The organism is Aminobacter aminovorans, assembly GCF_900445235.1.
In the GTDB taxonomy this organism is placed as follows: domain Bacteria; phylum Pseudomonadota; class Alphaproteobacteria; order Rhizobiales; family Rhizobiaceae; genus Aminobacter; species Aminobacter aminovorans.
Genome location: NZ_UFSM01000001.1, coordinates 1,582,117 through 1,601,629 on the forward strand (window position 1 = coordinate 1,582,117; position 19,513 = coordinate 1,601,629).

The following is a 19,513-nucleotide window of genomic DNA, read 5'->3' on the forward strand; positions in this document are numbered from 1 at the left end:
ACATTCAGGTTGATTTGGAAGTGCGGTCATCACCCCACCGGAGAGTTTAGATGTCTTTTTCGTTCCGTAGCGCCTCGCTTGCCCGCGTCGGGCTTGCCGCCGGACTTGTGGCGCTGTCGTCGCTGCCGCTGGTTGCACAGGAAACAGCACCTGCACCCCAGGCCGCTGCCCCCGCAGCCGCTGCCGTCGATCCGAATGCGATCGTGGCGACGATCAACGGCGAGAATGTCACCGAAGCGGATATCACGCTTGCCGAGCAGGACCTTGGTCAGCAGTTCGGCAATCTGCCGCCGGAGCAGCGCCGCGCCGCCGCCCTGTCGTCGATCATCGAGATCCGCCTGATGGCTGCCCAGGCCGTCGAGAAGGGCCTCGACAAGGACGCCGACTTCCAGCGTCGCGTCGCCTTCCTCGACCAGCGCGCCCTGCATGGTGAACTGGTGGAGAAGGAAGTCGCCGGCAAGATCACCGACGACGAGATCCGCGCCCGCTACGACAAGGAAATCGCGGCCCAGAAGCCGGTCAACGAGGTCCACGCCCGCCACATCCTGGTCAAGACCAAGGAAGAGGCCGACGCGATCATCAAGAAGCTGGAAGGCGGCGAAGACTTCCAGAAGCTCGCCAACGAAAACACCACCGACCCGTCGGGCAAGACCTCGGGCGGCGATCTCGGCTTCTTCGGCCCCGGCCAGATGGTGCCGGAATTCGAGAAGGCGGCACTCGCCCTTGAAGTCGGCGCCTATTCCAAGGAGCCGGTGCAGACGCAGTTCGGCTGGCACATCATCAAGGTCGAGGACAAGCGCAGCCAGCAGCCGCCGGCATTCGATACGGTCAAGGACCAGGTCCGCTCGCTTTTGATCCGCGAAAAGTACATCGATCTGGTCAAGCAGGTCCGCACCGCCGGCAAGGTCGAGATCACCGATCCGGCGCTGAAAAAGGCGATCGACGCCATCGACGCCTCGAAGTAATCTTCGACGTATCCTAAGAAGGGCGGTGCCGATGGCGCCGTCCTTTTTTGTTTATGTTGCATGATGTTGCGTCAATGCAGGCGAACGTCAGCGATAACGGGTCGAGGCCTTGAAGTCGGCAGGGTCGCCGGCAGCCAGCGCGCCGACGAATTCCGGCACGCGGACCGCCAGCATCATCAGCCACAGCAGGGGCCAGTCGGCGGGCTGGCAGAACTGGTCGCCGACGGCCTTGATGGTCCGGTGGTTTTCCCTGAACGAGGCCATCACCGCGCTGACCGCCAGCCCCAGCCGCGAGCGATCGCTGCGTTTGCGCAGTTTCATCAGGGCGAACTGAAAGCCCTTGTTGCGGCGCACGTCCCAGATGAAGCCGAGCCCTTCATAAGCGTGGATCGAGACCGCGCGCGGGTCCACCGCCAATGCGATGCCGTCCTCGTTCATCGCGTCCTGCCTGATATGGGCACTGACGAAAGGTCCCTGTCCGGGTTGAAAGCGATAGCGTTCGAGCAGCGCGCGACGATAGATCGCGCCGTTGCTGGAGACGTGGATCACCTTGCCGTGACGGTCGCGGCACTCGATGAAGCCGCGGTCGAGCAGCGACATCACTCGCTTCAGCATGCTGCCATCGCCATAGGAAGTCCGCCCGGAGACCGCCGCAACGGCGGGGTTCTCGTCGAGAGCTCTGTGTAGCGTGGCCATCCAACCCGGTTGCGGCAGGCAGTCGGCCTCGACGACGGCGATCAGCGGTTGGCGGCAATAGGGCAGGGCCGCATCCTTGAGTTGGGAGGATTCGTCGCTGTCGTGGGTGACGATGACGACTGATGGATCGTCCTGGCCCGCGCCATGGAAAAAAGCGCTGCCCGCCGGCAGCATGACGATGATTTCGGCCGGTACGCCCGCCCGGTCGTGCAGATAAGCTTGCAACGACTGGCGCAGCTCGCCATCGCCGTCGACCGACAGATAGTCTGAAACCACGATCAGGCTTATCGGCAAGACCGGCGGCCCGATGTGATCCATGGGAGCTACCTCCTTACGGCTATGCCGTAGACGATATGCCGGATGGCCTGCCTCAGTATAGCCTCGTCTTCGTCAAGCCGCCCGGTCAGCAGGTGCACCCAGGCATAGGACGAGACCATGTCGGCGATCTGGCTGGGGTCGACATCGCCAGCCACTTCGCCGCGCGCCTTGGCCCGCTCGATCAGCTTGCCGGTATGGGCGCGGCGGCCGGCGGAATAGGTGGCCAACGCCTCCGCGGCTGCTGGGTCCTGCTGCGCTTCGGCGATCAGCGAGCGAAAGATGTCGCCAGCCGGCGTTTCGCGCCACTGCGCAAACAGGCTTCTGGCGAAGATGAACAGGTCTTCCTCGATGTTGCCGGTGTCGGAGTAGATGATGTCGCGCTTCTGGCGTTGGTAGACCTCGAGCAGAAGGGCTGTCTTGCTCGGCCACCAGCGGTAGATCGTCGGCTTGCCGGCGCGCGCCCGGCGCGCCACCGCCTCGATCGAAAAGCCGGAATGGCCGTTTTCGATCAGCACTGCCTCCGCCGCTTCGAGGATCGCCTCGGCACTTTCCAGGCTGCGTTTGGCGCCGATCGACTTGCGCGCGGCTTCGGCTTCAGTGCTCATTCCAACCTCCATTTCAATAATCTCTACACCAGCTATTGACGAAACGAAACGGCCCGTTTTATATAACGAAACGTTTCGTTCCGATGGAGTTGAGTATGACTGCCTCCCAAACTCGCTTTTCCCGCCCGCGTTTCGCCCTCATGGTTCTGCTCGGGGTATACCCACTGATCACAGCGCTTCTCTACATCATCGTGCCTCTGACCGACGGCTGGACGATCTGGCAGCGCACATTGCTGATTGCGCCATTGATGGTATCAGCGATGATCTGGGGCTTGATCCCCACGGTTCAGCGCGTCTTCCGCGGTTTCCTCAATCCGGTCGTCGGCTGAGGCTGGCCCACATCTTCGTGAGGTTAAAACGCCTTGCGAAGCCTCGCGCTATCGGGCAAACGGTGCCAACTTCAACCGTTTCCCGAGCCCGCAGAGGTTCCCTCATGTCGACTGCCGTCTCCCCGCTTGCACCCAAGAAATACCCCAAGATGCCCGCCATCGATGGCGTGCGCATCGCCACCGCCGAAGCGGGCATCAAGTACAAGGGCCGCACAGACGTGCTGGCCATGGTGTTCGATGAGGGCACCGCGGCCGCTGGCGTATTCACCCGCTCGAAATGCCCCTCGGCTCCGGTCGATTTCTGCCGCCAGAATCTGACCGGCGGCAGGGCACGCATCCTGATCGTCAATTCCGGTAACGCCAACGCATTCACCGGCAAGAAGGGGCGCGAGACGACCTCGCTGACCGGCGAGGCCGCGGCCAAGGCTGCCGGCTGCACCCCCGGCGACGTGTTCTTGGCCTCGACCGGGGTGATCGGCGAGCCGCTCGACGCCGGCAAGTTCAGCCACCTGCTCTCCGGCATGGTCAAGGACGCCAGGCCCGACCACTGGACCGAAGCCGCCAAGGCGATCATGACCACAGACACCTATCCCAAGGTGGTCACCGCGACCGTCAAGCTCGGTCATACCGACGTCACGATCAACGGCATCGCCAAGGGTGCCGGCATGATCGCGCCCGACATGGCAACGATGCTGTCTTTCGTTGCCACCGACGCGCCGATATCTGCCGACGTCTTGCAGGACATGCTGTCGCGCGGCACCGCCAAGACCTTCAATGCCGTCACAGTCGACAGCGACACCTCGACCTCCGACACGCTGATGCTGTTTGCCACGGGTGCTGCCGCCAAACGCGGCGCGCCAAAGATCACCGATCCCAAGGATGCGCGCCTCGGCGCTTTCCGCCGGGCGCTCAACAAGATGCTGAAGACCCTCGCGCTTCAGGTCGTGCGCGACGGCGAGGGGGCACGCAAGCAGGTCGAAGTCACTGTCACCGGTGCCAAGTCGGCGCGCTCGGCCAAGCGCATCGCGCTGTCGATCGCCAATTCGCCGCTGGTCAAGACGGCGGTCGCCGGCGAGGACGCCAATTGGGGCCGCGTTGTCATGGCCGTCGGCAAGGCCGGCGAGCCGGCCGACCGCGATCTTTTGTCGATCTGGTTCGGTGACAACCGTCTCGCCCACAATGGCGAGCGCGATCCGGGCTATTCGGAAGCCGCGACCTCGGCCTATATGAAGGGCGACAACATCGTCATCCGCGCCGATATCGGCATTGGCCGCGGCAAAGCGACGGTTTGGACCTGCGACCTGACCAAGGAATATGTCGCCATCAACGGTGACTACAGGAGCTGATAGAACACGTGAACCAGAACCGCCCGTCGCACGAACTCGCGATCGTCCGCCGCTACGAGGCGGCGGGTTTTCGTGCCTGGCCGGCGGCGGCGGTGCATTATGACGGCACCTGGCTGGTTCGCCTCACGGCGGGCCATCCGGCCAAGCGGCTCAACTCGGTCAATCCGCTCGACCCCGCCGACATCCGCAACATTCCCGATCGCATCGCCCGCGCCAGCCGCCGCTTCGAGGCTTATGGCCGGCCGCTCACCTTCCGCATGTCGCCTCTGTCGGGGCCGGCGATCGCCGCCCATCTCGACCGCGAGGGCTGGAGCACGTTTTCGGAATCGATGGTGATGCGGCTGTCGCTCGACGACGGCGTCGTCGAACACGCCATGGACCAGATCCCGCTCAAGGACATCGGCCGCTTCGTCAGCGCCTCGATGGCGGTGCATGGGCTCGACCCGTCACTGCGCCCCGGCCTGTCCGAGATCATCGGCGCCATCCAGCCGGAAGCCGGCATGTTCGTGCTCGAACAGGACGAGAAGCCGGTGACGGCCGCGATCTGTGTCCACGACACCGATCTTGCCGGGCTGTTCGAGATCGCCACCACCGAGGCCGAGCGCGGCAAGGGTTTTGGCCACCGGCTGATCCTGTCGGCGCTGAAATGGGCCCGCCTGCGCGGTGCGCGTCAGGCCTGGCTGCAGGTCGAGGCCGACAATGCGGGCGCCATACGCCTGTACAAGAAGATGGGCTTCAAGGAAGTCTATCGTTACCACTACCGCCGCCCACCGGAGGCCTGACTTGACCCAACAGGGAAAACGCCTGCTGCTGGTGGCCGCCTGCGCGCTCGTCGATACCGACGGCCGCGTGCTTCTGGCCCAGCGCCCCGAGGGCAAGTCGCTTGCAGGCCTGTGGGAGTTTCCCGGCGGCAAGGTCGAGCAGGGCGAGACGCCGGAGGAAACCCTCATCCGCGAACTGCGCGAAGAGATCGGTATCGAGACCAAGACGGCGTGCCTTGCACCGCTGACCTTCGCCAGCCACACCTATGACGACTTCCATCTCCTGATGCCGCTCTATGTCTGCCGCCGCTTCTGGGGCATTCCGGAACCAAGGGAGGGCCAGGTGCTGAAGTGGGTGCGGCCAAAGCAGATGCGCGACTACCCCATGCCGCCCGCCGACGAGCCGCTGATCCCGTTCCTCATCGACCTGCTCTGACGCGGCCTTTGCGGCAGCGTTAAGCCAAAGTTTATCCAATCGTGAAAAATTGAATGGCCGCCGCCTGTCTCGGCTGCGCATCGACGCGGCTTTTTGCGAGGGACGTTGCCAATGCAAGCTGACAACGAGTGGGATCTCATCCGCCCCGAGCGATCGTCCTCTGCTGCCAGGGCGCGGGCCGGTATCCTGCGAGTCGCGCTGTTGTTCGGTTTCGTGGCGATAGCGCTGACGCTGTTTGCGACGCCCTTCCTCGAAGAAAAGACGCGTCCGCTGCTCAACCAGGTCCGCTTCGACGGTCTCGATTACACCGCCACCGGTTCGGTCAGCCGCAATGCCAGCTACACGCTTCGTCGCAGCGTGCTGCAGGATACGCCCCAGTCGGTTTGCGTCATCAAAGACAATGGCCAGCGCAGCGGCGAGTGCTGACTTCAGGCTTCACCGCCCGTTAAGCCTGCGCCGTTAACCTTTCTTAAGATGTCGGCCTTATGGTCTCACGCAACAAAGACGGGTGGGCGCGACCGATGATCAGGCGATTTCTCAGGGACAAAAGAGGCGCCACAGCGATCGAATACAGCCTGATCGCAACGCTGATCGCGATGGGAATCATCGGCGGCCTGGGACAGTTCGGCACGGCACTTCAGGCATATTGGGAAAACATCGGCACCAAGATCGCGACGCCCTGAGGCGTCAGAGCCTAGCTCTTCCCCTCATCCCCCAGCACCTTGGCCAGCGACACCTGTGCCGACCCCGGCTTGAGCGGCTTCTGCTGCGACGGATCCGGCGCCCAACCCGACAGCCAGACAAACGAAAAGCTCGCCCGCACGCGTCCGTCCGGATCGGAGAAGCGCTCGGCGTAGATTTCGGCTGCACGCTGGAAAAGCCTGCGCGTCGCAGGTTTCCGCGTCCGGTCGGCTAGTGCGCTCGTCACGCCCATCGCGCGCAGGTCCTGCATCAGCCCAAACATCGTGTCGTAGCGCACAGTCACCGTTTCGACATCGGCGACCGGCAGCGCAAAACCTGCCCGCTGTAACAATCCGCCGGCATCGCGCACGTCGGTGAAGGGGATGACTCGCGGGCTCGCCCCACCCGAAATCTCCGTCTCGGCGGCAAGCAGGCTTTCACGCAATTCGACCAGCGTGCCGGCTCCCGCCAATACACCGAGGAACAGCCCGTCCGGCTTCAGCGCCCGGCGGATCTGGATCAACTGGCCGGGAATGTCGTTGGCTTCCTGCAACGCAAGCAGTGACACGGCCAGGTCGACGCTCGCCGGCTCCAGCGCAATGGTCTCAGGATCGGAGATGATGCCCGGCCCGCCGCCAAGGAAAGCCTCGTCGGCTTCGACGCGCACAAGCTCGGTGACCTTGCCGCTGGCCGCCAGAACAGCCGATGCCGCCGGGCTGACCGAAAAGATCGCAGCACCGCGATCGAAGGTCCGCTCGACAGTGGACAGCCGTTCTCCGAGGTCTTCGGCGGCGCGCGCCATCAGGAAGTCGGCGCCGGCTACGCCCTGCGCCAGGGCACGGCGCCGGTGCGCGATCACGAGGCTGGCGTCGAAAATGGCTTGCACGTCGAGATGTCCTTGTTTGCCGGGTTTCTGCTATGGTCGCCCGACCCAGAACCGTCGTGGCCGATCCGATGCCGGAGATCAAGAGCCTCGCCTTATCAGTTGCCGCTTGGCCGGCGCGGATCCTTTTTCCGCCGGTATGCGCCGGCTGCCGCCGCCAAGTAACGCAAACAGGTGCCTTGTGCGGCGCCTGCTGGCCCAAACTGCCCTTCCTCGAAATGCCCTGGTGCGAGGTGATGGGCACGCCGTTCAGCCATGATTTCGGCGCCGGCTTTCTGTCCGCCGAAGCGATCGCCAACCCGCCGCCCTTCAACAGGGCCCGCGCCGCCGTCGCCTACACCGGCATCGCCCGGCGCATGGTCCAGGGCCTCAAGTTCCATGACCGCACCGACCTTGCACCGTGGATGGCGCGCTGGATGCTGCGAGCGGGTGCCGAACTCGTTGCCGATGCCGAGGTCGTCGTGCCCGTGCCTCTGCACTGGCGGCGTTTCTTCTGGCGCCAGTACAACCAGTCGGCGGAACTCGCCCGTGCCATAGCGTCGCTTTCCGGCGTGCCGTTTGCGCCGATGGCTGTGCGCCAGCAGATCGGGCTTGGCCTGCGCGAACGCGAGGACAATGTGCGCGCTGCCTTCGTCGTCCCGCCCGAAGCCGAGATCGATGTCAGGGGCAGGCGGGTGCTGGTAATCGACGACGTCTACACGACAGGCGCCACGGTCGCGGCGGTGACGCGCGCCCTCAGGAAGGGCGGCGCCGGTGCCGTCGACGTGCTTACCTTTGCGCGGGTTTTGCCGGGGGACTTCCGGCCCGACGATACGGACACTATATAGTCGACCAAGGGCAACGGATTTTCGTCATGGTTGATGTGACTATCTATACGCGCATGATGTGTGGCTACTGTACTGCGGCCAAGCGCCTTCTCGAGCGCAAGGGCGTTGCATTCACCGAGCATGACGCTAGCTTCTCGCCCGAGCTTCGGCAGGAAATGGTCACGCGCGCCAATGGCCGTGCGACCTTCCCGCAGATATTCATTGGCAACACCCATGTCGGCGGTTGCGACGACCTGCATGACCTCGACGCCCAAGGCAGGCTCGACCAACTTCTTGCAACCGGCGCGTAGACCCGAGGACTGACTATGGCGATTTTCAAGGCGGCAGCGGTGCAGATGCGTTCGGGCAAGGAGCCGGAGCGTAATGCGCGGGATTTCGAGGCGCTGGTCCGCGAGGCCGCCGACCTCGGTGCGACCTATGTCCAGACACCCGAGATGACCGGTGCCATCGTCGGCGACAAGGATGCGCGCGCGGCGGCCTTCACCTCCGAAGACCGCGACCTTATCGTAGCCAGCGGCCGCAAGCTTGCGGCGGAGCTCGGCATTCATCTTCATGTCGGCTCGACGGCCATCGTGCGCGCCGATGGCAAGCTTGCCAACCGGGCCTTCCTGTTCGGGCCTGATGGCGGCACGCTCGCCACCTACGACAAGATCCACATGTTCGACGTCGACCTCGACAATGGCGAGAGCTGGCGCGAATCCTCCGCTTACGAGCCGGGCACGGAAGCCGCCGTCGCCGACACTGCGCTCGCAAAGATCGGCTTTGCCATCTGCTACGACCTGCGCTTCCCGCAGTTGTTCCGCGCCGAGGCACTTGCCGGCGCTGACGTGCTGACAGTTCCCGCCGCCTTCACGCGCCAGACCGGCCTTGCCCACTGGCATCCCTTGCTGCGGGCGCGTGCCATCGAAAATGGCGCTTTCGTCATCGCCTCTGCCCAGGGCGGCAAGCATGAGGACGGCCGTGAGACTTTCGGCCATTCCCTGATCATCGATCCGTGGGGCCGTATCCTGGCCGAAGCCGACCATGACGAGCCGGGCGTCGTCGTTGCCGAGATCGACACCCAACATTCGGTCGATGCACGCAAGAAGATCCCCAATCTCAAGAATGCGCGCGAATTCGGAGTGGCGCTTCGCGCTGGCCAGGGAGCGCTCCGGGGAGCCGCGTCTTGATCCGATTTTCGCTGCATTGCGACCACGCGCATGACTTTGAGGGCTGGTTCCGCAGCAACGACGATTTCGAAACCCAGCGCAAGCGCGGTTTCGTGTCCTGCCCGGAATGCGGCTCGCAGAAGGTCGAAAAAGCGCTGATGGCGCCGGCGGTCTCGACCTCGCGCAAGCAGGAAAAGGTGGCACTCGCCATGGGCGAGCAGCAGCGCAAGATGATGGCCGCACTCAAGGAGCTGTCCGAAAAGGTTCGTGAGAACGCCGAGAATGTCGGTGACAAGTTCGCAGAGGAGGCGCGCAAGATCCATTTCGGCGAGACCGAGGCGCGCGGCATCTACGGCGCCGCGACCATCGAGGAGGCCAAAGGCCTTGCCGAAGACGGTATCGAATTCATGCCGCTTCCGGTGTTCCCCGAAGACCGGAACTGAGCCGGAGACGTTCCTCTTCTCCCCGAAAAGGTCTGCCGCGTCCTCGGCGCCGAGCTAGATACGCTGTCCCACGTCGATCCTGTTGCCGTCGGGGTCGGCAAACACGAAGGCCCGCTGGCCGTAGTCCTTGTCTTTCAGCGATTTGATGATCCGAACGCCGGCGGCCTCGCAGATGGCGTAGAGCGCGTCGATGTCGTCGACGAACATGTGGAACGCGTTGACGGTTGAAGGCGCGTGGTCGCGGCTCTGGCTCAGATGGATCTCGGCGGCGTCCTTCTTCAGCACCATGAAACCCACGGGACTACCGTTCTCGAACACTTTCTGCATGCCGAGGATTTCGGAGTAGAAGCGGAATGCCGCCTGGATGTCACGGACGGCAAGGCCTGGGGCCGCCCGGCCGAAGGTGATCGAATGAATGGGGGATGGACTCATAATGTGCTCCTGATGGCGAAAAGGCAGGGGCGGCGATGCGCATACCAGGTGAGGAGCGGTGTCCTGCGGGCAAGCTCGCATGGAAACGGACATGAGGGAAGACCCGTCGCACCTCAGGTGCGATCGTCCTCAGCCACCCGCCAGGTCGAAGGCCTTGCGCAAGGTGACTGGTGCGGTGTTGCGCCAGGCGGCGACCAGCGCGCTGCGCAGCGTCGGCTCGTCGGCAGCTTGAAGCATCACCCGCGTCCAGCCCTGCTTGCCCCAGCCGCCTTCGACCGGCCGGAACACCGTGGTCTCCGCTCCGCACATCACTTCCTGCTGGTCGCGCGTCAGCTTGATCACGGCATTGCCGTCCTCGGGCAGGGTGGCGAAGACACGGTCGCGGACACGGAAGTCGGGCTTGCCGAAATGCGATTTCTCGGTCGCCCCTGGCAGTTCCAGGGCGATGCGTCTGACATCTTCAGGTGTCATGGTATTCGAACCCGTAATTGTCTGCCCTTAATGTCGAGAGTTGCCGCGGACAGCGCAAGTTGCGCAGGGGCGCTTCACGACCAAATCGCTGCCCAGGACGTCCTCAGTCACCTTCGGCCTCGGGATCGAGCTGCGGATGGCGGCGGCGGTGGGTGGCGGCGGCGCGGGCGGCCTGTTCGTAGATACCTGTCACCAATTCCAGCGTGTGTGCTGCGTCGGCCAGCTTGGCGGCCAGGTCGGGCACGCGGGTCACCGCATCGATGAGCAGCACCGAGCGGATATCAGCGTAGCGCTCTGTGACGCGATGGCCGAGCGGCGTCACCTCATAGGTCACGCCGGTCCTGCCGCTGCCGGTGCGCTTGACGAAACCGCCCTTGATCAGCTTGCGCAGGCTGTACTGGATGTTGGGAATATCCTCGCGATTGGTCATGTGGGCGAGGTCATGGATGGTCTTTGGCCGATCGTTCATTCGGATGACGTGCAGCAAGGCGTTCTCTGCACCCGTCGCCGAAAATTCGATCACCGTGGCGAGGCATTCCGCCTGCCAGCGTCCGAACGCTTCGTAGGAGCGCATCAACGCATATTCCACTTCGGTGACGTCGATTTCGAGCGGCGTCCGGGCGAGATGCCAGCCGCGATCAAGCAGTTCGGAGCCTGGTACAGGTTTGTTTTCCTTGCTCATTCTTCGCCCTCCTGAACCTTCGGACCATGCCTTGCCGCGGCACGTTGCGTCTACATGAATTTATGATAGACTTTCTATTATAAAATTCATTTTATGGGGAGGAGACCCAAACATGAGCATGCTCGGCGCCACTGCATCCGCAGTGCAACCCTTCTTTCTCGGCACCTTTGCGTCCAACTGTTCCAGCGGCATGACCGTCACCAAGATCCCGGATCGCTGGGACAATTCATGGGGCAACAATCTGCGCCTCGGCAAGCTTCTCGACGACGCCGGCATCGACTTCATGCTGCCGATCGCCCGCTGGATCGGTTATGGCGGCGAGACCAATTTCCACGGCAACGTGCTGGAGACGATGACCTGGGCGACGGCGCTTCTAGCCCACACCCGCAACATCACGGTCTTCGCCACCATCCACACTGTCGCCAACCATCCTGTTGTCGTTGCCAAGCAACTGGCAACGATCGACCAGATCAGCGGCGGACGCGTCGGCCTCAACATCGTTGCGGGCTGGAACAAGCCCGAATATGAAGCGCTTGGCCTGACGCTGCCCGACGATCACGTCACCCGCTATGGCTATGCCCAGGAATGGTTCGACGTGGTCAGGGCATTGTGGAGCCGCGCCGAGGCCTTCGACTGGGACGGCACCTATTTCAAGCTCAAGCAGGTCCTTGGCGATCCAAGGCCTTCGGCGCGCCTGCCGATCCTCAACGCTGCCGGCTCCGATCATGGCCGCAAGTTCGCGATCCAGAACGCCGACTTCCTGTTCACCCCGGCGATCGACCTGGCCCGCTCGAAGGACGAGATCGCCGCGCTGAAGGCGCAGTCGAAGCAGGCCAGCCGCGCCGTCGATGTGCTGACCTTCTCGCATGTCGTCTGCCGTCCGACCGAAAGGGAGGCGCTCGACTTCCTCAACTATTCGGCCCGGGAGAACGCCGATTGGGAGGCCGCCGACAATCTCGTCCGGCTACAGTTCGCCCATGCACAGTCCTTCCCGCACGATCTGCTCGCACTCATCCGCGACCGCATGGCGGCGGGTCATGGCGGCTTCCCGCTTGTCGGCACGCCTGAGCAGGTGGCGGATGGCATCACCGCGCTTCATGAAACAGGCTTCCGCGGAACCACCTTGTCGTTCGTCGATTACGCCGAGGAATTCCCCTATTTCCGTGACAACGTCCTGCCGATCCTGGAGGCGCGAGGCATACGCATCCCGCCTCTGGCGCAGCGTTCGGCGGCGTGAAGGGCGACGAGGTCATGACGATCCCCATTTCCGTTCCTCTCGTCCCCGTGGGGGGCGCTGATTTCCGCGCCGCCATGCGGCTCATCGTCGGCAATGTCAGCGTCATCACCGCCGGCGTCGGCGATGACCGCTCAGGACTGGTGGTGATTTCGGTCGTTTCACTGTCGGCCGAGCCACCCAAGGTCATCGCCTGCGTCAACCGGTCGTCGTCGACCTGGTCGGTCATCGAGCGGCATGGCCATTTCGCCGTCAATTCGCTTGGGCCGCAGCATCAGCAGGTCGCCGAGCGTTTTTCCGGCTTCGGCGGCATCAAGGGCAATGAACGCTACGAAGTTGCTGACTGGCTCACGCTGAAGACCGGGGCGTCGGTGCTGTCGGATGCGGTCGCCGCTTTCGATTGCAGCCTCGACGAGATGATTGATCGCGGCACGCATTCGATCATCATCGGCTCGGTCGAGGCGGTCAGGACGCAGGATGCCGGTCAGGCGCTGCTCTACTGGCGCGGCGGCTACCGGCCGCTAGACGCCTGACGTCGGACCGACGGGAGAGGCGGCCTCAGGCCGCCTTTTCCGCCAGCACCATGTAGTTGACGTCCATGTCGCGCGATTTCTGCCAGCGGTCGGCAAGCGGATTGTAGATCACGCCGGTGCGGTCGATGGTGGCGAGGCCGGCGCCGATGAGCGCCTTGTCAAGTTCCTCGGGGCGCACCAGCTTGCCATACTGGTGGGTGCCGCGCGGCAGCCAGCGCAACACATACTCAGCGCCGACGATGGCGAGACCCAGCGCCTTGAAGGTGCGGTTTATGGTGGCGACGAACATGATGCCACCAGGCTTGACCATCTCGCCGCATTTCCTGACGAACAGTTCGACGTCGGCAACGTGCTCGACAACTTCCATATTGAGGATGATGTCGAATTTCTCGCCGGCGTCGGCGAGATCCTCGGCTGTCGTGGCGCGGTAGTCCACCTTCACACCGCTTTCGGCAGCATGGATCTTGGCTACCTCGATGTTGGTGGACGAGGCGTCGGCGCCGACGACTTCAGCGCCCAGGCGTGCCATAGGCTCGCACAAAAGGCCGCCGCCGCAGCCGATGTCGAGGATCCGCAGGCCTTCGAAGGGCCTGGCGGCGTGGGTGTCGCGGCCGAAGCGCTGGGCGACCTGGTCGCGGATGTAGCCCAGGCGGACAGGGTTGAACTTGTGCAGCGGGCGGAACTTGCCGTTTGGGTTCCACCATTCGGCAGACAGAGCCGAGAACCGCTCGACTTCTCCGGCATCGATGGTCGATGGGCGGGGGTCTGGCATTGCTGTGGTCTCCGTCGGGCGCAAGGAAGTTGGGCGAGCGCAAGGAAGTCGGGTCTGGCGTCCCGATTGTCAAGGCGACATTTCCGCGAACCGCTGGACGCGTCCCCAAACCCTCCGTCTGCTCTCACGCGCCGGCAAGAAATGCCGCGGTGATTTGTCTGGCCGGGCGTCCTTGCGGAATGCGCGTGTTTTGGCTATGCAGGCCGCGCATTCGACACCGTTCAATTCATCGGTGTTTTCACTCATTTTCCGGCCCCGTCGGGGCCGGCGCATATGGCAAGGGCATTTCGCTTCTATGGCGCGCATCGTGATGAAATTCGGCGGGACATCCGTCGCCGACATCGCCCGAATCCGCAACGTGGCGCGCCATGTCAAACGTGAGGTTGACGCCGGCCACGAAGTCGCCGTGGTCGTATCGGCGATGTCCGGCAAGACCAACGAGCTGGTCGGTTGGGTGCAGGAGGCCTCGAAGGCCGAAGGCGCCAATTTCAACATTTACGACGCCCGCGAATATGACGCCGTGGTCGCCTCGGGCGAGCAGGTGACGTCGGGACTGCTGTCGCTTGCGCTGCAGGCGATGGGAATCAACGCCCGCTCCTGGCAGGGCTGGCAGATCCCGATCAAGACCGACAACGCACATGGCGCGGCCCGCATCCTCGACATTGACGGCTCGTTCCTGATCAAGCGCTTCCAGGAGGGCCAGGTCGCTGTGGTTGCAGGTTTTCAGGGCATCGGCCCCGACAACCGCATCGCCACGCTCGGGCGCGGCGGCTCCGACACCTCGGCTGTCGCAATCGCAGCAGCCGTGAAGGCCGATCGCTGCGATATCTACACCGATGTCGACGGCGTCTACACGACGGATCCGCGCATCGAGCCCAAGGCGCGGCGCCTGTCGCGCATCTCGTTCGAGGAAATGCTCGAAATGGCTTCGCTCGGCGCCAAGGTGCTGCAGGTCCGCTCGGTCGAACTGGCCATGGTGCACAAGGTCCGCACCTTCGTGCGTTCTTCCTTCGAGGATCCCGATGCGCCCGGCATGGGCGATTTCCTCAACCCGCCTGGTACTCTCATTTGTGACGAGGATGAAATCGTGGAACAGCAGGTCGTCACCGGAATTGCCTACGCCAAGGACGAAGCCCAGGTCTCGCTGCGCCGTGTCGCCGACCGGCCGGGTGTTGCAGGCGGGATCTTCGGCCCATTGGCCGAGGCCAACATCAATGTCGACATGATCGTCCAGAACATTTCCGAGGACGGCAAGTTCACCGACATGACCTTCACCGTGCCATCGGGCGACGTCAACAAGGCGCTTGCCGTGCTCGAGAAGATCCGCCCCGACATCGGGTATGATGCCGTCCAACACGATGAGGGCATGTCCAAGGTGTCGGTCATCGGCATCGGCATGCGCAGCCATGCAGGCGTCGCGGCCACAGCTTTCCAGGCACTGGCCGCCAAGGGTATCAACATCCGCGCCATCACCACCTCCGAGATCAAGATTTCGATCCTTATCGACGGGCCTTATACTGAACTTGCGGTTCGGACTTTGCATTCCGTCTACGGTCTGGATAAGCAGTAGTATTAGGAGTCGAGCGTCACCGCGTTGCCGGCGTGGCAAGCACGTGCCGCGCCGGGTCCAACCATTGGAGACGGTGAATGATACGTGACATGGCCGCCGGGCCGCGCGTACTTCTGAAACGGCTCCGCGAATTGATGGCGGAGCCCCTCGAGCCACAGGAACGGCTCGACAGGATCGTGCGCGATATAGCCGCCAACATGGTGGCCGAAGTCTGCTCGCTCTACGTGCTTCGCGCCGACTCGGTGCTCGAGCTCTATGCGACTGTCGGTCTCAATCCCAACGCCGTCCACCTGGCGCAGTTGCGTCTCGGCCAGGGTCTGGTCGGCACGATTGCTGCCAGCGCCCGCGCGCTCAACCTCTCCAACGCCCAGGAACATCCCGCCTTCGCCTACCTGCCGGAGACAGGCGAGGAGATCTACCATTCCTTCCTCGGCGTGCCGGTGCTCAGGGCAGGGCGCACGCTCGGCGTTCTGGTCGTCCAGAACAAGACCATGCGGCACTACCGCGACGATGAGATCGAGGCGCTCGAAACCACCGCCATGGTGATTGCCGAGATGATCGCCTCAGGCGACATCGGTCGCCTCAGCCGTCCGGGCCTCGAACTCGATCTGTCGCGCCCGGCGAGCTTCACCGGCATCGCCTTCAACGAAGGTGTCGGCCTCGGCCATGTCGTGCTGCACGAGCCGCGCATCGTCGTCACCAACCTGTTCAACGAAGACAGCGAAGAGGAGCTGCGCCGGCTCGAGGATTCGCTCGGTTCCCTGCGCTTGTCGATCGACGACATGCTCGAACGCCGCGACGTCGCCTTCGAGGGCGAGCACCGCGAAGTTCTCGAAGCCTACCGGATGTTTGCCAACGACCGTGGCTGGGTGCGCCGTCTCGAAGAGGCGATCCGCAACGGCCTGACGGCGGAAGCCGCGGTCGAAAAGGTGCAGAGCGACATGCGCGCGCGCATGATGCACATGACCGATCCTTATCTGCGCGAGCGGATGAGCGATTTCGACGACCTCGCCAACCGCCTTTTGCGCCAGCTGCTGGGTCGCGGCCCCGAGACCATCGCCGAGAGCCTGCCCAAGGACGCCATCATCGTTGCGCGTTCGATGGGGGCGGCCGAGCTGCTCGACTATCCGCGCGATCGCTTGCGCGGGCTGGTGCTGGAAGACGGTGCGCCGACGTCCCACGTCGTCATCGTCGCGCGCGCCATGGGCATCCCCGTCGCCGGACAGATGAAGGGCGTCGTTTCCATGTCGGAGAACGGCGATCCGATCATCGTCGACGGTGTCGAAGGCGCTGTCCACCTTCGGCCGCAGCCTGATCTCGAAGCAGCCTATGCCGAAAAGGTGCGCTTCCGCGCCCGCCGCCAGGAACTCTACCGCGAACTGCGCAAGAAGCCGTCCGAAACAAAGGACGGCGTCAAGGTCGACCTCTTGATGAATGCCGGCCTCGCCGTCGACCTGCCGCAGCTCGCCGAGGCGGGTGCGGCCGGCATTGGCCTGTTCCGCACCGAGCTGCAGTTCATGGTCGCCTCGACGTTCCCGCGCGCCGAAGCGCAGGAAAAGCTCTACCGCGACGTGCTCGACACTGCGCGTGGCCGTCCCGTCACCTTCCGCACCATCGACATTGGCGGCGACAAGGTGCTGCCCTATTTCAAGGGCTCGGCGCAGGAAGAAGAAAACCCCGCACTTGGCTGGCGCGCCATCCGCCTCACGCTCGACCGTCCCGGCCTGTTGCGTACCCAGATCCGGGCGCTGCTCAAAGCCGCCGGCGGACGCGAGCTCAAGGTCATGCTGCCGATGGTCACAGAGCTTGGCGAGATCGCCCAGGCGCGGGAGATTATCGACCGCGAGGTCCGCCACCTCTCCCGCTTCGCGCACCATTTGCCGACGAGCCTGAAGCTCGGCGCGATGGTAGAGGTGCCGTCGCTGTTGTGGCAGCTCGACGAGCTGATGCAGGCCGTCGATTTCGTCTCGGTCGGCTCCAACGATCTGTTTCAGTTCGTCATGGCCGCCGACCGCGGCAACACTCAGCTTGCCGACCGCTTCGACACGCTGTCGGTGCCGTTCCTGCGCGTGCTGAAGCAGATCGCCGATGCCGGCCTGCGCAACCACACGCCGGTGACCCTTTGCGGCGAGCTTGCCGGCAAGCCGATCTCGGCGATGGCGCTGCTTGGCCTCGGCTACCGCTCGATCTCGATGTCGCCTGCTTCCATCGGTCCGGTCAAGGCGATGCTGACCGAACTGCCGCTTGGCGAACTTACCGCCTTCCTCGACGATAACCTTGCCGGTCCTGCCGCCCGCCTGCCGATGCGCGCGCTGCTCCAGGCCTTTGCGGACGACCGTTCAATACCATTATGATCAGCCTGCCCCATGACAGAATGAACCAGGTCGTCAAACGCTTCGACATGCTCGAAGCGCAGATGGCCGCCGGTCCGGCGCCCGACGTCTACGTCAAGCTGGCCTCCGAATATTCCGACATCCAGGACCTTGTGGCCAGGATCCGCGAATTGCGCTCGGCCGAGCAGGAGCTGGTCGATCTCGATGCGATGCTGTCCGACAAGGGCACCGACGCCGAGATGCGGGCGCTGGCCGAGATGGACAAGCCCGAGGTCGAGGACCGCATCGAGGCGCTGCAGCGCGAAATCCAAATCCTGCTGTTGCCCAAGGATGCTGCGGACGACAAGAACGCCATCCTCGAAATCCGCGCCGGCACCGGCGGCGACGAGGCAGCGCTTTTTGCCGGCGACCTCTACCGCATGTACGAACGCTATGCTGCCTCCAAGGGCTGGCGGTTCGAGGTCGTGTCGGCAAGCGACGGCGATGCCGGCGGCTTCAAGGAAGTCATCGCCGGCGTCTCGGGCAAGGGCGTGTTCGCGCATCTGAAGTTCGAGTCGGGCGTGCACCGCGTCCAGCGCGTGCCGGCGACCGAGGCCAGCGGCCGCATCCACACCTCCGCCGCCACAGTCGCGGTGCTGCCGGAGGCGGAGGAGGTCGACATCGATATCCGCGCCGAAGACATCCGCATCGACACCATGCGTGCCTCGGGCTCCGGCGGCCAGCACGTCAACACCACCGACTCGGCGGTGCGCATCACCCATCTGCCCACCGGCATCATGGTGGTGCAGGCGGAAAAATCGCAGCACCAGAACCGTGCGCGTGCGATGCAGATCCTGCGTGCCCGCCTCTATGACCTGGAGCGCAGCCGTGCCGATGAGGAACGCTCGTCGTCGCGCAAGTCACAGGTGGGTTCCGGCGATCGCTCCGAGCGCATCCGCACCTATAATTTTCCGCAGGGGCGCCTGACCGACCACCGCATCAACCTGACGCTCTACAAGCTCGACCGGGTGATGATGGGCGAACTCGATGAGGTCGTCGAGGCGCTGATCTCCGACCACCAGTCGAAGCTGCTGGCCGACATGGGCTCGGATGGCTGAGCGTCGGCTTGGTGACCTGCTGCGCCACGCGCGCCAGCGCCTGGCAGACGCCGGCATTGTCGATGCGGCATTCGATTCCCGGCTGCTCGTCGAGCATTTCTCCGGCACCACACGCAGTGACGCCATTTCGTCGCCCGACAGGATCGTCGGGCAGGTAGCCGAGGTCGAGGCAGCGCTCGCGCGCCGCATAGCGGGCGAACCGGTCCACCGCATCCTCGGCTACCGCGATTTCTACGGCATGCGGCTCAGCCTCTCCTCGGAGACGCTCGAACCCCGTCCCGACACCGAGACGCTTGTCGATGCCGTCCTGCCTTTTGTCCATCAGACGGCGGCGCGCCAGGGCGTTTGCCGCATCCTCGACCTTGGCACCGGCACCGGCGCGATTGCGCTGGCGCTCGTCACGCAGGAGCCGAAGGCGGTGGCGATCGGCGTCGATGTTTCCGACGATGCGCTGACGACGGCGGTGGCCAATGCCGGCCAGCTTGGCGTGTCGGCGCGCTTTACTGCGAAAAAATCCGACTGGTTTGCAGAGATAATTGGCCTGCACCATTTAATCGTCTCAAATCCTCCCTATATCTCTTCTTCAGAGATCGAGAATTTGCAGAACGAGGTTCGCAAATTTGATCCGCGCCGCGCGCTCGACGGCGGCCCGGACGGTGTTGACCCATACAGAATGATCGCGTCGGGTGCTGCGCTCCATCTTGAAAAAGATGGCCTTGTCGGGCTTGAAATCGGGCACGATCAAAGGCGCGCTGTGACAGCGATATTCGAGCAAGCCGGCTACCATTTGTTGGCCCAGAACAAGGACTTGGGCGGCAATGACCGCGTGCTCTTATTCCGCCGCTGAGCGAGGCTTTTTGGCATTGCAAAAAACCGCTTGGCAAGGAAAGTGAATGCCGCTAGGTTCCCGGCAACCGGATGAGACGAAGCAGGCAGTGCTGTTAAACGATT

At 63.8% G+C, this 19,513-nt stretch carries 24 protein-coding genes; 17 read left to right on the plus strand and 7 right to left on the minus strand.

Annotated features, from left to right (window positions below; translation table 11 throughout):
• Positions 1-50: 50 nt before the first annotated feature.
• A complete protein-coding gene (locus DY201_RS07835; protein ID WP_115730717.1) occupies positions 51-965 on the plus strand; it encodes a peptidylprolyl isomerase in 915 nt (304 codons plus the stop codon).
• A gap of 87 nt (positions 966-1,052) precedes the next feature.
• Here the strand turns inward: DY201_RS07835 and DY201_RS07840 are convergent, their stop codons facing one another.
• Both DY201_RS07840 and DY201_RS07845 read right to left on the minus strand, forming a co-directional pair.
• Complete coding sequence (locus tag DY201_RS07840; RefSeq protein WP_115730718.1) at positions 1,053-1,979, minus strand: glycosyltransferase; 927 nt, start codon at positions 1,977-1,979, stop codon at positions 1,053-1,055.
• A gap of 5 nt (positions 1,980-1,984) precedes the next feature.
• On the minus strand, positions 1,985-2,584 hold the full coding sequence (locus DY201_RS07845; protein ID WP_115730719.1) for a TetR/AcrR family transcriptional regulator: 600 nt from the start codon (positions 2,582-2,584) through the stop codon (positions 1,985-1,987).
• A gap of 95 nt (positions 2,585-2,679) precedes the next feature.
• On the opposite strand from DY201_RS07845, the gene DY201_RS07850 reads away from it, so the two are divergent.
• The 6 genes from DY201_RS07850 to DY201_RS07875 all read left to right on the plus strand — a co-directional run bounded on the left by DY201_RS07850 (position 2,680) and on the right by DY201_RS07875 (position 6,139).
• The gene (locus tag DY201_RS07850) at positions 2,680-2,913 is read left to right on the plus strand and encodes a putative antibiotic biosynthesis monooxygenase (protein ID WP_245431925.1); all 234 of its coding nucleotides are present in this window, start codon (positions 2,680-2,682) and stop codon (positions 2,911-2,913) included.
• Between the two features lie 104 nt (positions 2,914-3,017).
• A complete protein-coding gene (argJ, locus tag DY201_RS07855; protein WP_115730721.1) occupies positions 3,018-4,259 on the plus strand; it encodes a bifunctional glutamate N-acetyltransferase/amino-acid acetyltransferase ArgJ in 1,242 nt (413 codons plus the stop codon).
• Positions 4,260-4,267: 8 nt separating this feature from the next.
• Positions 4,268-5,041, plus strand: a complete 774-nt coding sequence (locus tag DY201_RS07860; RefSeq protein WP_115730722.1) for a GNAT family N-acetyltransferase — start codon at positions 4,268-4,270, stop codon at positions 5,039-5,041.
• Position 5,042: 1 nt separating this feature from the next.
• A complete protein-coding gene (locus DY201_RS07865; protein WP_115730723.1) occupies positions 5,043-5,456 on the plus strand; it encodes a (deoxy)nucleoside triphosphate pyrophosphohydrolase in 414 nt (137 codons plus the stop codon).
• A 111-nt stretch (positions 5,457-5,567) separates the two neighbouring features.
• Positions 5,568-5,882 carry a hypothetical protein gene (locus DY201_RS07870; RefSeq protein ID WP_115730724.1) on the plus strand — a complete coding sequence of 105 codons (315 nt, stop codon included), beginning with the start codon at positions 5,568-5,570 and terminating at the stop codon, positions 5,880-5,882.
• A 95-nt stretch (positions 5,883-5,977) separates the two neighbouring features.
• Complete coding sequence (locus DY201_RS07875) at positions 5,978-6,139, plus strand: Flp family type IVb pilin (protein ID WP_115733663.1); 162 nt, start codon at positions 5,978-5,980, stop codon at positions 6,137-6,139.
• Between the two features lie 11 nt (positions 6,140-6,150).
• Here DY201_RS07875 and DY201_RS07880 read toward each other — a convergent pair whose 3' ends face one another.
• Positions 6,151-7,023 carry a methyltransferase domain-containing protein gene (locus DY201_RS07880; RefSeq protein ID WP_115730725.1) on the minus strand — a complete coding sequence of 291 codons (873 nt, stop codon included), beginning with the start codon at positions 7,021-7,023 and terminating at the stop codon, positions 6,151-6,153.
• Between the two features lie 56 nt (positions 7,024-7,079).
• Between DY201_RS07880 and DY201_RS07885 the strand changes: the two genes are divergently transcribed.
• The 4 genes from DY201_RS07885 to DY201_RS07900 are packed head-to-tail and all read left to right on the plus strand — an operon-like array spanning position 7,080 to position 9,438.
• A complete protein-coding gene (locus DY201_RS07885) occupies positions 7,080-7,847 on the plus strand; it encodes a ComF family protein (RefSeq protein ID WP_115733662.1) in 768 nt (255 codons plus the stop codon).
• 26 nt (positions 7,848-7,873) lie between these two features.
• Positions 7,874-8,137, plus strand: a complete 264-nt coding sequence (gene grxC / locus DY201_RS07890; protein ID WP_115730726.1) for a glutaredoxin 3 — start codon at positions 7,874-7,876, stop codon at positions 8,135-8,137.
• A gap of 15 nt (positions 8,138-8,152) precedes the next feature.
• On the plus strand, positions 8,153-9,016 hold the full coding sequence (locus DY201_RS07895; RefSeq protein WP_115730727.1) for a carbon-nitrogen hydrolase family protein: 864 nt from the start codon (positions 8,153-8,155) through the stop codon (positions 9,014-9,016).
• Positions 9,013-9,438: a DUF1178 family protein gene (locus DY201_RS07900; protein ID WP_115730728.1), complete on the plus strand. Its 426-nt coding sequence runs from the start codon at positions 9,013-9,015 to the stop codon at positions 9,436-9,438. Before DY201_RS07895 ends, DY201_RS07900 begins: the two co-directional genes overlap by 4 nt.
• A gap of 54 nt (positions 9,439-9,492) precedes the next feature.
• On the opposite strand, the gene DY201_RS07905 is transcribed toward DY201_RS07900, so the two are convergent.
• The 3 genes from DY201_RS07905 to DY201_RS07915 form a co-directional block, all read right to left on the minus strand.
• Positions 9,493-9,870 carry a VOC family protein gene (locus tag DY201_RS07905; protein WP_115730729.1) on the minus strand — a complete coding sequence of 126 codons (378 nt, stop codon included), beginning with the start codon at positions 9,868-9,870 and terminating at the stop codon, positions 9,493-9,495.
• 129 nt (positions 9,871-9,999) lie between these two features.
• The gene (locus DY201_RS07910) at positions 10,000-10,341 is read right to left on the minus strand and encodes an MmcQ/YjbR family DNA-binding protein (RefSeq protein WP_067957787.1); all 342 of its coding nucleotides are present in this window, start codon (positions 10,339-10,341) and stop codon (positions 10,000-10,002) included.
• Positions 10,342-10,444: 103 nt separating this feature from the next.
• Positions 10,445-11,023, minus strand: coding sequence for a winged helix DNA-binding protein (locus DY201_RS07915; protein WP_067957790.1), 579 nt, complete (start codon positions 11,021-11,023; stop codon positions 10,445-10,447).
• A gap of 112 nt (positions 11,024-11,135) precedes the next feature.
• On the opposite strand from DY201_RS07915, the gene DY201_RS07920 reads away from it, so the two are divergent.
• Positions 11,136-12,260 carry an LLM class flavin-dependent oxidoreductase gene (locus DY201_RS07920; protein ID WP_115730730.1) on the plus strand — a complete coding sequence of 375 codons (1,125 nt, stop codon included), beginning with the start codon at positions 11,136-11,138 and terminating at the stop codon, positions 12,258-12,260.
• A gap of 14 nt (positions 12,261-12,274) precedes the next feature.
• Positions 12,275-12,790 (plus strand): flavin reductase family protein, encoded by a 516-nt coding sequence (locus DY201_RS07925; protein ID WP_115733664.1) that lies wholly within the window; start codon positions 12,275-12,277, stop codon positions 12,788-12,790.
• Between the two features lie 25 nt (positions 12,791-12,815).
• On the opposite strand, the gene ubiG is transcribed toward DY201_RS07925, so the two are convergent.
• Positions 12,816-13,562 carry a bifunctional 2-polyprenyl-6-hydroxyphenol methylase/3-demethylubiquinol 3-O-methyltransferase UbiG gene (gene ubiG / locus DY201_RS07930; RefSeq protein WP_115730731.1) on the minus strand — a complete coding sequence of 249 codons (747 nt, stop codon included), beginning with the start codon at positions 13,560-13,562 and terminating at the stop codon, positions 12,816-12,818.
• A gap of 295 nt (positions 13,563-13,857) precedes the next feature.
• Between ubiG and DY201_RS07935 the strand changes: the two genes are divergently transcribed.
• The 4 genes from DY201_RS07935 (at position 13,858) to prmC (ending at position 19,409) form a co-directional block, all read left to right on the plus strand.
• Positions 13,858-15,132, plus strand: a complete 1,275-nt coding sequence (locus DY201_RS07935; RefSeq protein ID WP_115730732.1) for an aspartate kinase — start codon at positions 13,858-13,860, stop codon at positions 15,130-15,132.
• A 77-nt stretch (positions 15,133-15,209) separates the two neighbouring features.
• A complete protein-coding gene (gene ptsP, locus DY201_RS07940) occupies positions 15,210-17,486 on the plus strand; it encodes a phosphoenolpyruvate--protein phosphotransferase (protein ID WP_425358717.1) in 2,277 nt (758 codons plus the stop codon).
• The gene (prfA, locus tag DY201_RS07945; RefSeq protein ID WP_115730733.1) at positions 17,483-18,562 is read left to right on the plus strand and encodes a peptide chain release factor 1; all 1,080 of its coding nucleotides are present in this window, start codon (positions 17,483-17,485) and stop codon (positions 18,560-18,562) included. The genes ptsP and prfA overlap by 4 nt, the downstream gene beginning before the upstream one ends.
• On the plus strand, positions 18,555-19,409 hold the full coding sequence (prmC, locus tag DY201_RS07950) for a peptide chain release factor N(5)-glutamine methyltransferase (RefSeq protein WP_115730734.1): 855 nt from the start codon (positions 18,555-18,557) through the stop codon (positions 19,407-19,409). The genes prfA and prmC overlap by 8 nt, the downstream gene beginning before the upstream one ends.
• Positions 19,410-19,513: the final 104 nt, after the last annotated feature.